Here is a 15,414-nt window from a genome sequence, read left to right on the forward strand (position 1 = left end):
CGACGGATCGCGCGCCTGCGCGGTGCCCTCGTGGTGCCGGTCGTCCTGAACTGCTTGCGGACCCTCCCATGTCTTCTTCCCGCTCTGCCACTGCCCAACGCCCGGGCAGCATCGCCCACAAGTTGATGCTGGGCACTGCCGTGATCGCGCTGCTGTGCTTCGGCCTGACCGCCTTCCTGATCTACCGACAGGCCAGCGCCAGTCTGATCAGCGCCTCGCGCCAGACCATGACCAGCGAGGCCAACGCCGAGGCGCGCCAGGTGGCGGCTGATCTGGGCACCGCTTTCGCCAGCAATGACGCCATGGTCGAGGCCGTGCTGGCCCAGCGTGCCCGTGGTGACATACCCGACCGCGCCAGCCTGGCGGCGGTGCTCGGCGAACAGCTGCGTGCTCATCCTCAATGGCTGGGCAAGAGCACCATGTGGGAGGCCGATGCCTTTGACGGCAAGGATGCGGAGTTCGTCAATACCGAAGCACACGATGCCACCGGCCGCTACATGAGCTACTGGGCCTGGCAAGACGGCAAACCGCAGCAATCGGTGATGACGGACTACACCGAGACTGCCAGCGGTTCCGGTGACTGGTACATGGTGCCCAGCCGCGACAAGCTGCCCAAGGTCAGCGAACCTTACGCCTATGACATCGCCGGCCAGAAGGTGCTCATGAGCACCCTGAGCACGCCGATCATCGAGCACGACAGGTTCCTCGGTGTATTCACCGTCGACTTCTCGCTGGCAGCGCTGCAGAAGCACCTGGCAACGCTGAAGCCGATGGGGGCTGGCCGCGTCGAACTGCTGTCGCCGAAGGGCGTGGTGCTGGCCTCGGCCAATGCCGCCGAGATCGGCAAGCCGCGCAACGATGCCCTGACCCGCACCATGCTGGCCGACATCGCCGCCGACCGTCCGTTCGAGGCCTTCAGCCCCGATGCGGCCGGCAATGTACGCGTGTATGTGCCGCTGCGCGTGGGCGACGCCCCGCAACGCTTCGCGCTGGGCGTGGTGATGCCGCATGCGGTGATCGTGTCTGAGGCACGCCAGCTGCTGTGGCTGACCCTGCTGGTCGGCGTGATCGCCGCGCTGACCCTCAGCGCCGGTGTCTACGTGCTGCTGCGCCGCTTGGCGATCCGCCCGTTGGCCGAAGCGGTGCGCGTGGCCGGTGATGTCGCCGCCGGCAAGCTGGACAGCACGCTGCCGGCGCGCAGCAACGACGAAGTGGGGCGCCTGCTGGACGCGATGCAGGGCATGCGTGGGCAGTTGCAGTCGGTGATGGCTGCGCAGGCCGAAATGGCGCGCCGCCACGATGCCGGTGAACTCAGCTATCGCATGGATGCTGCGGCCTTCCCGGGCGAGTACGGCCGCATGGTGGCCGACAGCAACCAGCTGGTGGCCTCCAGCAATGCGGTCACCCAGCGCCTGGTTGAAGTGATGCAGCGCTATGCCGTTGGCGACCTCAGCGTGGACATGGAAGCGCTGCCGGGCGAGAAGGCGGCGTTCACTGCCGCAATGGCGACCACCAAGCGCAACCTGGCTGCGATCAACGAGCAGATCCAGCAGCTGGCCGCCGCCGCCGCCGCCGGTGACTTCGCCGTGCGCGGTGATGCACTGCGCTTCGACCATGATTTCCGCCGCATGGTGGAGACGCTGAACACAATGATGCAGGTCAGCGACCACAACCTGGCGGCACTGTCGACGCTGCTGCGCGCGATCGCCGCCGGTGACCTCAGTGCCCGCATGCAGGGCGACTTCCACGGCGTGTTTGCGGTGATGCGCGACGATGCCAACAGCACCGTGCAGCAGCTGATCCAGATCGTCGGCCAGATCCAGCAGTCGGCGGCCAGCATCCGCCTGGCCGCCGGTGAGATCGCCGCTGGCAACAGCGACCTGTCGCGCCGCACCGAACAGCAGGCCGCCAACCTGGAAGAAACCGCCGCGTCGATGGAAGAACTGACCTCCACCGTGCGCCAGAATGCCGACCATGCGCTGCAGGCAAACACGCTGGCCGGTTCCGCAGCGGGCGTGGCCAGCGAAGGCGGCCAGGTGGTCAGCCAGGTGGTGCACACCATGGAGCAGATCGAGGCGTCTTCGCAGCGTATCGCCGAGATCATCTCGGTGATCGATGGCATCGCGTTCCAGACCAACATCCTGGCGCTGAACGCGGCAGTGGAAGCTGCGCGCGCCGGTGAACAGGGCCGTGGCTTCGCAGTGGTGGCCAGTGAAGTGCGGGCGCTGGCGCAGCGCTCGGCGGGTGCTGCAAAGGAGATCAAGGAGCTGATCGACGCCTCGGTGGCCCAGGTCGGTGCCGGTGCGCAGCTGGTGCACGGTGCGGGGCGCACCATGCAGGACATCGTCGGTCAGGTCGGCCGGGTCAACGAAATCATGGCCGAGATCTCGGCCGCGTCGCGCGAACAGTCGGCCGGCATCGAGCAGGTCAACCAGACCGTAGTGCAGATGGACGAAACCACTCAGCAGAACGCCGCGCTGGTGGAGGAAGCCAGTGCCGCCGCCCGTGCGATGGAGGAGCAGGCCGAGCAGCTGGCGGTGGCGGTGTCGCGCTTCCGCCTGCAGGCCGAGCCGGAGGGCATGGCCCGCCGCGCGGCCTGATGCCGGAAACGAAGACGCCCGGCGGGTGCCGGGCGTCGGTTGCATCCTTGCCGCGCATCCTGCGCAGGTCTGATGGCTCAGAACATTCCTTCAAACGGGTTCCAGCTGGCGCGTCCTTCCACCTTCTCCAGGTAGTAGCTGTAGTTGGTGCTGGAGGCGACCAGCAGGTTCATGGCGATGAACAGCATGCGCCCGACGACATCCGGCAGGAACATGGTGACGATGGCCAGCGCGATGTTGATGCCGATCACCACCAGTGCCTTGCGCCACATGCCGAGAATCAGCAGGTAGATGGCACCGAAGAACAACGCGAAGAAGTTCAGGTTGATCTTCAGGCGGTCACCAAAGGACAGTGCCTTCCAGGCCTGCTTGAAGCCGGGGTTCTTGGGGGCGCCGTGCTGGCGGAAGAAGTTGAAGCGGAACTGCCACTTCGGGCTGAACTGGGACAGGTCAGTGGTATTCATTGGGATACATCCCTGTGAGAAAACGTTTTCATGATAGGACAAGTCCTATTCAGGATCCAAGGGCTAGCGTCAAGAATGTGACGCTTGGCTTGTTCGCGCGCCTGCGGCCAAGCGCCGCGCCGTCACCCGCCCGCCTTGTTTTTAGGATAGGGTGCGCAGTTCCGCTGCCGCACCGGCTGAACCCGTGCGGCGGCGGGATGTCCATGGAGGTTGCATGACCACACCTGCTACACCGGAAAACGCACCGGGACCGGTGCTCCTGCCGACACCTGAAGTGGTGCAGGCACAACAACTGCTCGCACGCCAGCAACTGGCGGTGGCGATGGACCGTGCGCGCACGGCCGCCACGCGGGATGCGGCAGCGGCCGCGCTGGAAAGCGAGTAACCCGCAACACCGTCGATCGCGCTGGCATGTCGCCAGCGCGATCACGGCGCGTGCCGCCGGTCAGAACCGCGCGGTCATGCTCAGGAAGTAGCTGCGCCCGGCGACGAAGTAGTCGGTGGAGCCTTCCGCATACAGCTTCTTGTCGGCCAGGTTGCTGACGCCACCGCGCAGGGTCAGCACTTCGTTGACGTTCCATGCCGCGGTCAGGTCATACAGCGTATAGGCCTTGAGGAAGGTCGTGGCGGTGCCGGTCTGCCTGCCGGTGTACTGCGCCGACAGGCTGCCGGAAAACACCGTGCTGGGCGCCCAGTCCAGCGACGAATAGCCGGAGAACTCCGGCGTATCGATCAGGTTGCGGCCGGTGGTCAGGTTCCTGGCTTCCTTCATCCAGGTCGCCGAGGTGCGCCAGCGCCACTGCTCGCCGAAGCGGACGTTGAGGTTGCCTTCCATGCCGCGGGTGCGCGCGCGCTGTACGTTGTTCATGCGCGTCCACCAGATGCCGTTGAACCGGCCCAGCGGTGCGTACTCGATCTTGTTCCGGAAGTCGGTGTGGAAATAGGTCACGCCGACATCGATCAGGTCATTGTCGAAGCTGATGCCGATCTCGCGGTTGGTGCTGGTCTCCGGATCCAGGTCCGGGTTGCCGGCCATGTAGCACCCGCCACGGGTGTAGCCCAGCGGAATCAGCGAGGTGCAGCCGCGGCCCCCGGACTGGGTAGCGGCACTGGCCGAGTTCTCGGTCAGGCTGGGCGCACGGAAGCCCTTGGAGACGCCACCGCGGATCGTCCACTGTTCGGCAGGGTGCCAGACCAGGTACGCACGCGGGCTGACGTGGCCGCCAAACTGCTCGTGATGGTCCAGGCGCGCGCCCACGGTCAGGGCCAGGGTGCGGTGCAGTTTCAGCTCGTCCTCGGCAAACAGCGCCCAGGTGTCCACGTCCAGAGTGGAGCCGCTGACCGCGTTGCCGGCATAGTCGATCGGCGCGCGGCCGATGGTGTCGGTGTTGGTCAGCTCCTGCCGCTTCCATTGGCCGCCTACGGCGAACTGGTGTTCAAGGCCGAGGGTGAACGGCGTGGTCAGCCTGCCCTCGATGATCGTATCGGTGGCTTCGGAACGGCCGGCAGCACCGATGTCGTTCCTGTACTCGGTCCAGTACGCACTGATCTTCGAATTGCCGAAGCGCCACTTGCCATTGTGGTTGAGCGCCAGCGAGCTGCGCTTGAGCTCACTGGCACCCCAGGCACCTTCGTCCTGCTTTTCCAGCGACGCATCGATGAAGGCCTGCTGCACGCCGTGCCCGGCTTCCAGCGACAGTTCCTGTGCGTCGCTCAGCTTCCACTGCAGCAGCGCATCGACATTGCGGTCCTTTTCGCCCGCGTAGGCATTGCCGGAGACACCGCCGTTGGAGCGGTCCGAATCGCGGCGCATGCTGTTGGCACCGATGCGCAGGCCGAAGCGTTCGCCCAGCGGCCCGGAGAACGTGGCGCCGATCTGCTGGGTATCGCCGCGCTTGCCGTCAGCCGGGCGGGTGTAGCTGTGGGTGGCGCTGCCGTTCCATTCGTCGCCGATGCGCCGGGTGATGATGTTGATCACCCCGCCCATCGCATCGGAGCCATACAGCGACGACATCGGCCCGCGCACCACTTCGATGCGCTCGATCTGGTCCGGCGAGATCCAGTTCAGGTCCTGGCGGCCGAGGTCGGGGCGATAGTTGGTCGAGGCCGAGCTGCCCATGCGCTTGCCGTCCACCAGCACCAGCGTGTAGTTGGACGGCATGCCACGCAGCTTGATCTTGGACTGCTCGCCGACGGCGCTGAGGCCGCCGGTCACGCCCGGTACGCGGCTGAGCAGGGCGGCCAGGTCCGGTACCGGCTGGCGCTCGATGTCCTCACGACTGATCACGCTGATGCTGGCCGGGGCATCCTTGATCCACTGCTGGCTGCCTGAAGCCGTGACCACCACGGTATCCAGGTCCTTGGTGGAGGCATCGGCGGCGGCCTCTGCGGCGGCCAGGCCGGGCAGGGCCAGCAGGCAGACGGTGGCCAGGCGGGTGCGCGGCAGGCGCGCGGAACGGGAACGGGACGACAGGGACATGACGGCTTCCATGGGAGGTGGGGTGACCCGGTGGAAGCAGCAGGCGCAGGCAGACAGCAGGCAGCCCCCCCTTCCGTGGGTCGTCGGGTGCGCGGTCTGGACCGGCGCAGCTGGGTGGGTCGCGGCCGCGCGGAAGACGGTGACCTGCCTGGTTGATTAAATGATAACCGTTCGCGTTTGTTACGATCCAGTACCGGGGGCGATGCAGTGACATCTGGCCACGCCCTGGCGTGATCGCCTGCTATTTGCTGAATGGGGACAAATCCCGGTGTAGACCTTCGCACCCGGCTTACATTCTGGGCCCTAGACTGGGCCGCATTTTCGATTCCGCCCCGTTGGAGATCGTGTGGGTTCCGGTAGTGACAGACATCGACTGTGCGGCGTGAGGCCGACACAGCCAGGACAAGTGCGGGCGCCGGGAAAGCGCGCCGGGAACCTTGGTGCATGCAGCCCGGCCGGGATGGCCGGCCGTGCCGACGGCGCGGAGTAAGCGACGATGGGGGTGCAGACCATCCATGCGGAAGCAGGAACGCCCCGGCTCGATGCCGGCTGGGCGCTGCTACCCGCTGAATCGCCATTGCCGATGCCCGAACAGACCCTGCGCGAAGGCGCACTGAAGGTCCGGCGGCACCGCACCTCGCCGCGCCTGATCGGCCTGCGCCGGCTGTACCTGTTTGGTGGCACGCTCGGCATGACCGCCGTGGCTACGCGGATGATGTGGCGGGTGCTGTCGGCCAATGGCATCAGCGTGCTCGAAGCCTGCCTGCTGGTGCTGTTCGTCGGCCTGTTTGCCTGGATCGCGCTCTCCTTTGCCAGCGCCTTGGCCGGCTTCCTGACCGCTGTGTTCGACCGGGGCTATCGGCTCGGCATCGACCCGGACAAGCCGTTGCCGGCCGTGCACAGCCGTACTGCGCTGTTGATGCCGACCTACAACGAAGACCCGCGCCGCCTGCAGGCGGGCCTGCAGGCGATCTACGAGTCGGTGGCGGCCACCGGCCAGCTCGACCGCTTCGACTTCTTCGTGCTCAGCGACACCCGCCGCGAGGACATCGCCGCTGCCGAGGAACAGGTGTTCGCCGAGCTGCGCGAGCGTGTGCCGGAGGGGCAGACGCGCCTGTTCTATCGTCGCCGTGGTGACAACAGCGGGCGCAAGGCCGGCAACATCGCCGACTGGGTCCGCCGCTTCGGCGGTGCCTACCCGCAGATGCTGATCCTTGACGCCGACAGCCTGATGACCGGCGACAGCATCGTGCGCCTGGTGGCCGGCATGGAACACAACGCCGACGTCGGACTGATCCAGACCCTGCCGTCGGTGATCGGCGGCCGCACCCTGTTCGCGCGCATGCAGCAGTTCGGTGGCCGCGTGTACGGGCCGGTGATCGCCCGCGGCGTGGCCTGGTGGCACGGCGCCGAGAGCAACTACTGGGGCCACAACGCCATCATTCGCACCCGCGCCTTCGCCGACCACGCCGGCCTGCCGGCGCTGCCGGGGCGCAAGCCGTTCGGCGGCCACGTGCTCAGCCACGATTTCGTCGAAGCGGCGCTGATGCGTCGTGGCGGCTGGGCCGCGCACATGGTGCCCTACCTCGGTGGCAGTTACGAGGAAGGCCCGCCGACGCTGACCGACCTGCTGGTGCGCGACCGTCGCTGGTGCCAGGGCAACCTGCAGCATGGCAAGGTGGTCGGCAGCCGCGGGCTGCACTGGATCAGCCGCACGCACATGCTGATCGGCATCGGCCACTATTTCACCGCACCGATGTGGGCGATGCTGATGCTGATCGGCATCGCCATCCCGCTGTTCCAGGAAGGCATCGATTTCAACGCCCTGCTGCACCTGTCGCCCAGCGTGTACTGGCGCGCACAGGATGAAGAGCAGGTGGTGCGCCTGTTCGCCGCCACCATGGCGGTGCTGCTGCTGCCCAAGGTGCTCGGCTACCTGGCAATGCTGCTGGACCCGGTCGACCGCCGCGGTTGTGGCGGTCCGATCCGTGCCTTCGTATCGATGCTGGTGGAAACCGTGCTCGCCGCGCTGATGGCGCCGGTGGTGATGTACGTGCAGTCACGCGGCGTGGCCGAAGTGTTGTCCGGGCGCGATTCCGGCTGGGACGCGCAGCAGCGTGACGACGGCGGCATCTCATGGATGGCGTTGATCCGTGGCTACGGTGGCCTGGGTGTGTTCGGCGCCTTCATGGGCGTGCTGGCCTGGGCGGTATCGCCGTCGCTGGCGGCCTGGATGGCGCCGGTGGTGATCGGCATGGTTCTGGCCGTTCCGGTGGTGGCGCTGACCTCCTCGCGCGGCCCCGGTGCTTTCCTGCATCGCCTCGGCCTGCTCGATATCCCCGAAGAGAACATCCCGCCACCGGTGCTGGTACGCGCCGCGCAGCTGCGGCGGGAAGCGGCCGAGCAACCGCCGCTGTACTGATTGCCCCGCGCCAGCGGCATAATGCGGCTCGAACTTGAAGGAGCCGCATCATGCTGCAAACGGTGGAACAGGAAACCGGCGCCTCGCCGCAGTGGTCGGTGATCTGGTTGCACGGCCTCGGCGCCGACGGCCATGATTTCGCGCCGATCGTGCCGGAACTGGTGCGGCCGCACTGGCCGGCGCTGCGCTTCGTGTTCCCGCACGCACCCGTGCGGCCGATCACGATCAACAACGGCGTGCCGATGCGCGGCTGGTACGACATCGTGGGCATGGACTTCCGTTCGCGCGCCGACATGGCCGGCGTGCAGGAATCGGTGGTGCAGCTGGACGCACTGATCGCGCGCGAGATCGAGCGCGGCATCGCGCCGGAGAAGATCTTCCTGGCAGGCTTCTCGCAGGGTGGGGCGATCATCCTGACGGCCGCGCTCTCGCGTACCGCGCCGCTGGCCGGCCTGATCGCGCTGTCCACCTATCTGCCCGAAGCCGACAGCGCCACGCGTGTTGACGGCGCGGTGCAGGTGCCGGTGTTCATGGCCCATGGCAGTGGCGACCCGGTGATCCCGCAGGCCGTCGCCGCGCACAGCGCGCAGGCATTGCGTACGCTGGGCCTGGATGTGGCGTGGCACAGTTACCCGATGGCCCACCAGGTCTGTGCCGAGGAGATCCAGGCACTGGGTGACTGGCTGCAGGAACGCCTGGGCGCCGCCTGAGCCATGTCGCCGGCCAGCACACCGCCGTGGATGCCGGAACTGTGCCGCCTGCCACGGCTGGCGGCGATGCTCGGCCTGGCCGAGCTGGTGGTGGTGGTACTGGCGCTGGCGCCGGACGGCAGCCGTCACTGGACCTTCGGCGAACTGCTGTCGGCCAGCGGATTCGCGCTGTGGCTGGCGCTGGCGGTGACCGCCAGCCTGTGCCTGCTGCGGCCGACCCTGTCGCGGCTGCCGCCGGTGATGGGCGCCATTGCGGCGACCGTGCTGGCCACCCTGATCGCGGTGGTCTGCGCCGGCATCGTGCACGCGCTGTACGCGGTGCTGGGCGACAACTTCGCCAGTGGCATCAGCTTCTGGCGTTTCACCCTCGGCAGCGCGGCAACCACGGCGCTGATCGCCGCGCTGGCGCTGCGCTACTTCTACGTAAGCGATCGCTGGGCCGCGCAGGTGCAGGCCAACGCGCGCGCGCAGGCCGACGCGCTGCAGGCGCGTATCCGCCCGCATTTCCTGTTCAACAGCATGAACCTGATCGCCAGCCTGCTGCATCGTGACCCGGCAGTCGCCGAGCGCGCGGTGCTGGACCTGTCCGATCTGTTCCGTGCCGCGCTGGGGGCGGGCGAGGGCGATTCCACCCTTCGCGACGAATGCGAGCTGGCCGAGCGCTACCTGTCGATCGAATCGCTGCGCCTGGGTGAACGCCTGCAGGTGCGTTGGCAGCGCGACGAGCCGCTGCCATGGGACCTGCCCTTGCCAAGGCTGGTACTGCAGCCGCTGGTGGAAAATGCCGTGCTGCATGGCATCTCGCGCCTGCCCGACGGCGGCACCATCGAACTGCAGCTGGCGCGCGAGGGCAATGAACTGCAGATCCGCGTACGCAACCCGGCACCCGATCCGCAGGCGCCGGGGCTGGCGCTGGCACGCGGCGCCGGCCATGCCCAGCACAGCATCGGCCATCGGCTGGCCTGGCGCTTCGGCAGCACCGCGCGGATGACGGCTGGCTGGAGCGAGGGCTACTATGCCTGCCAGGTGACAGTGCCGATCCAGTGAGGGAACGATCGTGAGGGTAGTCATCGCCGACGACGAACCGCTGGCGCGCGAGCGCCTGCGCAGCCTGTTGGCGGCACAGGACGGCGTGGACGTGGTGGCCGAGGCCGGCAACGGTGAGCAGGCCCTGCACGCGTGCGCGGAGCTGCAGCCGGACCTGGTCCTGCTGGATATCGCGATGCCCGGGCTGGATGGCCTGGAAGCGGCCCGCCACCTCGCCAGCTTCGAACCTCGGCCTGCGGTGGTGTTCTGCACCGCCTACGATGCGCATGCGCTGTCGGCGTTCGAGGCTGCAGCGATCGACTACCTGATGAAGCCAGTGCGTGCCGAACGGTTGGCGGCGGCGATCGCACGTGCGCGCACGTTCCTGGCCGGCCGCGATGGCCGGCCGCAGGAGCACAGCGGGCAGCAGGCACGCAGCGTGCTGTGCGCACGCCTGCGCGGCAGCCTGCGCCTGATTCCGCTGGACGATATCCACTACCTGCAGGCCGAGGAGAAGTACGTGGTGGTGCACCACGCGCGCGGCGAGGACCTGATCGAGGAATCGCTGAAGTCGCTGGAAGAAGAGTTCGCCAGCCGTTTCATCCGCATCCATCGCAACTGCCTGGTGGCACGCCACGAGCTGGTGGAGCTGCGTCGAGGCTCGGGCGGGCAGGTGCAGGCGGTGTTGCGGCATGGCAAGCAGCCGCTGGAAGTCAGCCGCCGGTGCGTGGCGACGCTGAAGCAGGAACTGCGGCATCTGTGAGTGGTCCGCGCGGCCTGCGGCCGCGACTGCTGTGAAATCAACAGCAACAGCAACAGCAACAGCGGGTTGTCGGCTCTGTGTTGTTGCGTGTTGGGTGAGGCGGGATGGGCGGGCGGGACACGCCGTAAACCCATCCATGGGGGCTCGATGGCGCCATCCATGGCGCCAACGGTCCCGCCCGCCCATCCCGCCTCACCCTCGCGAATTTCCCGGTGACGGACGGCAAAGGCATTGTTGTTATCGAGGGGGGAAGAGGGGTCAGATCCCTTTTCCTGCGGAAAAGGGATCTGACCCCGGAAGCCGCCGGCTGTTGCCTTTGTTTCTGCACTCTTTTTTTTTGATCTTCCGTGGCTGGCGCACACGGAAACTGTCAGAGGCCGGGCGGGATGGGCTGCGCAGGGGCGTGAGCCGCATGGATGCGGCGACCGAGCTTACATGGACGTACTTGCAGCGGCCCCTGCGCAGTCCATCCCGCCCGGCCAAGCACGGCTGTTGCTTTCACGCCCCCCAGCCAGCCACGAGGGGCTCCGCCGTTGGCCGTATCCGCGCCGAAGGCGCGATAATGACCGTATGGAAACTGTCCGCATCGCTACCCGCAAGAGCCCGCTCGCCCTCTGGCAGAGCGAACACGTCGCCGACCGCCTGCGCCAGGCCCACCCCGGCCTGCACGTGGAACTGGTGCCGATGACCACCCGCGGTGACGAGGTGCTGGACCGCTCGCTGGCCGCCATCGGTGGCAAGGGCCTGTTCCTGAAGGAACTGGAGCTGGCCATGCTGCGGGGTGAGGCCGACTGCGCCGTGCACTCGCTGAAGGATGTGCCGATGGAACTGGACGCGCCCTTCGCGCTGCCGGCGATGCTGACCCGGCACGACCCGGCCGATGGTTTCGTCTCCAACCTGTACGCCTCGCTGGACGCGCTGCCGATCGGCGCGCGGGTCGGCACCTCGTCGCTGCGCCGCCAGGCCCAGCTGCGCGCGCTGCGCCCGGACCTGGAGCTGCTGGACCTGCGTGGCAACGTTAACACCCGCCTGGCCAAGCTCGACAACGGCGGCTACGACGCCATCGTGCTGGCGGTGGCCGGCCTCGAGCGCCTGGGCCTGGGCGAGCGCATCGTCGCGCGCCTGCAACCGCCGCAGTGGCTGCCGGCGCCAGCGCAGGGCGCGGTGGCGGTAGAGTGCGACGGAGGCAACACGCGCCTGATGGCGCTGTTCGCCACGCTTGATGACGCCGCCACGCGCGCCTGCGTGGAAGCCGAGCGGGCCATGAACCGCGCGCTGCATGGCAGCTGCCACGTGCCGGTGGCGGCGATCGCGCAGTGGCAGGGCGACGACCTGCACCTGCAGGGCCTGGTCGGCAGCGCCAGTGATGGCCGCGCCGTGCGTGCCGAAGCGGTGGGCCCGGCCCGTGATCCGGAAGCGCTGGGCCAGCGGGTGGCGAAGCTGCTGCTGGACGGTGGTGCTGGCGAACTGCTGAACGTCTGAGGCACTACCGAAATGAAGAACGGGCGCCTTGGCGCCCGTTTCTTATTTGAACTTGTAGACCACGTTCATCGTGGTCAGCGTATCGGTCTTGCGCTTGTCGACAGCGACGTCGCTGTTGTAACGCGCCTGCCAGCCGGCCTTCAGCGCCAGGTGCTCGTTCATGCTCACCGAGACGCCGAAGTCGTTCTGGCCGAAGGTGTTGTACGAACCGGATTCGACCAGCAGCGTGTTCACCAGGTCGGTGTTGTCGGTCAGCGAGTATTTCAGGTCGAACTGGCCGCGGCCGATCATGCCGGTACGGGTGCGGTCATCCTCGGTGCTGTGGGTACGGCGCACGCCGGGGCCGATCTGCGCGTCGAAATAGAAGCGCTCGGTGTTCCACAGGCGGGTGCCGTAACCCAGACCGAACGAGCTCTGGCGGTCGTAGGTGGCGAAGTCGTCGCGCTCGGTACGCACCGTGGCCGTCAGCTGGCGGTGCTCGCCCAGCTGCAGCGCGCTGCCCGCACTGCCGGTGTAGCGGTTGGCAGTGGTGTTGCTGCGGCGGGTGGTGGTGCCGTCGTCGTTGGTCTCGGTCACCTTGGAGCTGGAGCGCAGGCCGAACAGGTCCATGCTGTGCACCCAGTCGCCGTCGGTGTAGCGCAGGCGCAGGCGGCCGTTGAAGCTCTCGGTGCTGCTGTTGCCGCGTGCCGAGGCAAAGCCGAGCTCGCCGCCGCTGCCGCTCCACGGCGAGGACATCGCCGCCAGTTCGGAGGCATCCTGCGCGTATGCGAGCGGCGCACACAGCAGCAGGGGGATCAGCAGGGACACGCGCAGGGACATCGAGGCTTCTCCGGAACGGTTAACAGCCGGTGATGATACTGGAAGCGTGATGGCGGTCCGAATCGATCCAAAGCGTGCTTCAGCGAACGTTGCCGCGATCGCCTATTCAGGGCAGATCGACACGCAATGCGGGGTCGTTGAAGCGCGAATAGCGCAGGCGCAGCTGGAAGCTGCGGCCATTGCTGCTGCCGCTGCGCACGATCTGGCGTGGCAGGCCCTGGGCATCCACCCAGTACTCCAGGCGTTCGCCGGGCTGGTTGCCGCGCAGCCGGTAGTGACGGGTCTCGACCCCGTCCAGCGCCTGGCTGCCGAGATCTTCGGCCTTCAGGTCGGCGGGCAGGGCGTCGGCCGGCAGCGGGTTGCGCCACTGCTCGAGCAGGCCGGGCGGGGCCGGCACCTGGCGGATCGCACCGTCGGCCTGCAGGAACAGGGTGTCGCCGATGATGGTCTGCGGCCCGGCCGGGGTCTCCACCCGGAAACGGTCGGGTGCAACGAAGTCCATTGCGCTGCGTATCCGCTGCGGCGCGCCCAGCACTTCCAGTTCGGCGTGGAAGCTGCGCAGGGCGGCGAAACGCTGGCTGGCGCCCAGCACCGCCTGTGCCGGATCGGCGGCAGGTACCGGGGCCTCGGTGCCCGCCGGCGCCGGCGCGCGATCGCAGGCGGCCAGCAGCAGGCAGGCCAGCAGGGACAGGGCAGGCAACCGGCGCATCGGGCATTCCATGGGGTGGGGGCGACCACGATAGCCCAAACGTCCCACACAAGACCCGCGACTCGGACATAATCGGGGGTATGGACCGATACGAACGCATCACCGCCCTGCATCGTCTGCTCAAGTCCGCGCGCTATCCGGTGACGGTGGCGACCCTGCAGGACAAGCTCGGTTGTTCCCGTGCCACCGTCTACCGCGACCTGGCCTTCCTGCGCGATGCGCTGATGGCACCGATCGAGGGCGACGGCGAGGCCGGCTTCCGCTACCAGGCCGACGAGAGCGATCGCTTCGAGCTGCCCGGCCTTTGGCTCAGCTCGGAGGAGCTGCATGCCCTGCTGGCCTCGCAGCACCTGCTGGCGCGCACCGGCGGTGGCGTGCTGTCGTCGGTGCTGGCCCCGCTGCAGCAGCGCATCGAGAGCCTGTTGGCAGCCCAGGCCGGTGTCTCCAGCTGGCCGGTCGACCGCGTGCGGGTGATTCCGCACCGTGGCCGCAAGTTCGATGAAGGCAGCTTCCGCAGCGTGGCCTCGGCGGTGCTGGAGCGCCGTCAGCTGGCGTTCGAGTACCGCGCCCGCTCCACCGACGAGCCGACCAAGCGCACCGTCTCGCCGCAGCGCCTGACCCATTATCGCGACAACTGGTACCTGGATGCCTGGGACCATGACCGCGAGGCGCTGCGCAGTTTCGCGGTGGACCGCATCCACAAGGCACGGGTAATCGACAGTGCCGCCCGCGATGTCGCCGACAGCGAGCTGGACGAGCAGCTCGGCGCCAGCTATGGCATTTTTTCGGGTGCGCCGAAGGGCTGGGCGACCATCCTGTTCAGCGCCAAGGCTGCGCGCTGGGTGGCCGACGAGCACTGGCATTCCAAGCAGCAGGGTCGTTTCCTGGCCGATGGCCGCTACGAACTGAAGGTGCCGTACAGCGTCTCGCGAGAGTTGCTGATGGACGTGCTGCACTATGGTTCGGATGCCGAGATCATCGAGCCGATCATGCTGCGCGAGCAGGCCAAGGCGCTGCTTGAGCTGGCCCTGAGCAACTACGAAAAATCCTGACACTCCCCCCCGAGAACCCCGTCCCCCATGAAGAAGACCCTGTTGCTGTCCCTGCTCGCCGCTGCGCTGGCCCTGGCCGCCTGCGGCAAGTCCGGCGAGCCCTCGCAGAAGCTGGTGGTGGCCGCCACGGCCGTGCCGCATGCCGAGATCCTTGAGGTGGTCAAGCCGATCCTCAAGCAGGAGGGCGTGGACCTGGACGTGCGCGTATTCAACGACTACGTGCAGCCCAACGACCAGCTGGTGCAGAAGCAGGTGGACGCCAACTACTTCCAGACCGAGCCGTACCTGGATGCCTACAACCGCGACCGCAAGACCGACCTGGTGAAGGTGATCGGCGTGCACATCGAGCCGTTCGGTGCGTACTCGCGCAAGGTCAAGTCGCTGGCCGAGCTGCGCGACGGTGCCGACGTGGTGATCCCGAACGATCCGAGCAACAACAGCCGCGCGCTGATCCTGCTGCACAAGGCCGGCGTGATCGAGCTGAAGGACCCGGCCAACGCGCTGTCGACCCAGCGTGACATCACCGCCAACCCGAAGAACCTGAAGTTCCGCGAGCTGGACTCGGCGATGCTGCCGCGCGTGCTGGACCAGGTCGATCTGGCCCTGATCAACACCAACTATGCGCTGGACGCCGGCCTCAACCCGACCAAGGATGCGCTGGCGATCGAGAGCAAGGATTCGCCGTACGTGAACTTCCTGGTCGCGCGCCCGGACAACAAGGACGACGCCCGTGTGCAGAAGCTGGCCAAGGCCCTGACCAGCCCGCAGGTGAAGGCCTTCATCGAGAGCAAGTACAAGGGCGCGGTGCTGCCGGCGTTCTGATTGCGGCTGATCTGTTGATTTGAATGGTGGGTGTCGACCTTGGTCGACACTGCCTGCCCTGTAGAG

At 67.4% G+C, this 15,414-nt stretch carries 13 protein-coding genes; 9 read left to right on the top strand and 4 right to left on the bottom strand.

The features are described from left to right. The first annotated feature begins 68 nt into the window (after positions 1–68). Positions 69–2,600: a methyl-accepting chemotaxis protein gene (locus AC5P7S_RS02065; protein ID WP_095378147.1), complete on the top strand. Its 2,532-nt coding sequence runs from the start codon at positions 69–71 to the stop codon at positions 2,598–2,600. Positions 2,601–2,677: 77 nt separating this feature from the next. Here the strand turns inward: AC5P7S_RS02065 and AC5P7S_RS02070 are convergent, their stop codons facing one another. Further along, entirely contained in the window at positions 2,678–3,064 is a 387-nt protein-coding gene (locus AC5P7S_RS02070; RefSeq protein ID WP_005419554.1) for a DUF2628 domain-containing protein, read from the bottom strand. 214 nt (positions 3,065–3,278) lie between these two features. Between AC5P7S_RS02070 and AC5P7S_RS02075 the strand changes: the two genes are divergently transcribed. Further along, positions 3,279–3,449 carry a hypothetical protein gene (locus AC5P7S_RS02075; protein ID WP_170944937.1) on the top strand — a complete coding sequence of 57 codons (171 nt, stop codon included), beginning with the start codon at positions 3,279–3,281 and terminating at the stop codon, positions 3,447–3,449. A 60-nt stretch (positions 3,450–3,509) separates the two neighbouring features. Here AC5P7S_RS02075 and AC5P7S_RS02080 read toward each other — a convergent pair whose 3' ends face one another. Next, positions 3,510–5,543, bottom strand: coding sequence for a TonB-dependent receptor domain-containing protein (locus AC5P7S_RS02080; RefSeq protein WP_095378146.1), 2,034 nt, complete (start codon positions 5,541–5,543; stop codon positions 3,510–3,512). Positions 5,544–6,039: 496 nt separating this feature from the next. On the opposite strand from AC5P7S_RS02080, the gene mdoH reads away from it, so the two are divergent. The 5 genes from mdoH (at position 6,040) to hemC (ending at position 11,946) form a co-directional block, all read left to right on the top strand. Beyond that, positions 6,040–7,965: a glucans biosynthesis glucosyltransferase MdoH gene (mdoH, locus tag AC5P7S_RS02085; RefSeq protein ID WP_095378145.1), complete on the top strand. Its 1,926-nt coding sequence runs from the start codon at positions 6,040–6,042 to the stop codon at positions 7,963–7,965. Between the two features lie 50 nt (positions 7,966–8,015). Further along, positions 8,016–8,675, top strand: coding sequence for an alpha/beta hydrolase (locus AC5P7S_RS02090; protein ID WP_005419549.1), 660 nt, complete (start codon positions 8,016–8,018; stop codon positions 8,673–8,675). 3 nt (positions 8,676–8,678) lie between these two features. Next, positions 8,679–9,722 (top strand): sensor histidine kinase, encoded by a 1,044-nt coding sequence (locus tag AC5P7S_RS02095; protein ID WP_170944936.1) that lies wholly within the window; start codon positions 8,679–8,681, stop codon positions 9,720–9,722. A gap of 10 nt (positions 9,723–9,732) precedes the next feature. Next, the gene (locus tag AC5P7S_RS02100; protein ID WP_053497027.1) at positions 9,733–10,464 is read left to right on the top strand and encodes a LytR/AlgR family response regulator transcription factor; all 732 of its coding nucleotides are present in this window, start codon (positions 9,733–9,735) and stop codon (positions 10,462–10,464) included. A gap of 570 nt (positions 10,465–11,034) precedes the next feature. Next, positions 11,035–11,946, top strand: coding sequence for a hydroxymethylbilane synthase (gene hemC / locus AC5P7S_RS02105; protein WP_095378259.1), 912 nt, complete (start codon positions 11,035–11,037; stop codon positions 11,944–11,946). Between the two features lie 42 nt (positions 11,947–11,988). On the opposite strand, the gene AC5P7S_RS02110 is transcribed toward hemC, so the two are convergent. After that, positions 11,989–12,765 (bottom strand): DUF481 domain-containing protein, encoded by a 777-nt coding sequence (locus tag AC5P7S_RS02110; RefSeq protein WP_005419541.1) that lies wholly within the window; start codon positions 12,763–12,765, stop codon positions 11,989–11,991. Positions 12,766–12,871: 106 nt separating this feature from the next. After that, entirely contained in the window at positions 12,872–13,474 is a 603-nt protein-coding gene (locus tag AC5P7S_RS02115) for a LolA-like protein (RefSeq protein WP_005419540.1), read from the bottom strand. A gap of 80 nt (positions 13,475–13,554) precedes the next feature. Here AC5P7S_RS02115 and AC5P7S_RS02120 point away from each other — a divergent pair, with 80 nt between their 5' ends. Further along, complete coding sequence (locus AC5P7S_RS02120; RefSeq protein WP_005419539.1) at positions 13,555–14,526, top strand: helix-turn-helix transcriptional regulator; 972 nt, start codon at positions 13,555–13,557, stop codon at positions 14,524–14,526. 27 nt (positions 14,527–14,553) lie between these two features. Continuing rightward, complete coding sequence (locus tag AC5P7S_RS02125) at positions 14,554–15,348, top strand: MetQ/NlpA family ABC transporter substrate-binding protein (RefSeq protein WP_095378260.1); 795 nt, start codon at positions 14,554–14,556, stop codon at positions 15,346–15,348. Positions 15,349–15,414 lie beyond the last annotated feature (66 nt).

The organism is Stenotrophomonas sp. YJH_SMC_32 (genome assembly GCF_059369975.1).